This is a genomic window from Agrococcus sp. GCM10030265, from assembly GCF_042666675.1.
In the GTDB taxonomy this organism is placed as follows: domain Bacteria; phylum Actinomycetota; class Actinomycetes; order Actinomycetales; family Microbacteriaceae; genus Agrococcus.
The window spans coordinates 1-583 of sequence record NZ_JBHTCZ010000006.1 but is presented as its reverse complement, the minus strand read 5'-3'; the positions used below and the strand labels follow the sequence as shown (position 1 = coordinate 583).

Sequence of the window (583 nt, the reverse complement as noted above, 5' to 3'; positions counted from 1 at the left end):
TCTCTTCCTGTGGGTACTGAGATGTTTCACTTCCCCACGTTCCCTCTACCCGCCCTATATATTCAGGCGCGAGTCACTGGGTCGGCACGCCGCCCAGCGGGGTTTCCCCATTCGGAGATCCTCGGATCGAGGCTCGTTTATCAGCTCCCCGAGGCTTATCGCAGATTACTACGTCCTTCATCGGCTCCAGATGCCAAGGCATCCACCGTTTGCTCTTAGAGACTTGCTAACTACATGAGTTTCGTTGGTCATCGGAATCGCATCCGAGCCGAAGCCCGAACACGCCAATGTTCAATAAAATTCAGAGCATCCAGGCCAAAGCCCGGAGCTCTAAGATGCTCGCGTCCACTGTGTAGTTCTCAACATACGGTCGGTACCACCACCCACCACGGCCGAAGCCGGGCGATGCTGGTCCGAGGGCTGACATCCACCACCACGACCAAAGTCGCGACAGCGGGCGTCCGGTCCCTCAGGACCCAACAGCGTGCATGCACCCACCCGACCACTGAGCTCGCTTTCCAGACCGGACAAGCCGGCCGTACTCGGAAGCACCAGCACTCGAGACGAGCGCCAACGTCAATGT

Annotated in this window: 1 rRNA gene; it reads right to left on the bottom strand. The window is 58.5% G+C overall.

Going from position 1 to position 583, the window contains the following annotated elements:
* A 23S ribosomal RNA gene (locus ACFQPP_RS14355) occupies positions 1–229 on the bottom strand; the annotation flags it as partial.
* Positions 230–583: the final 354 nt, after the last annotated feature.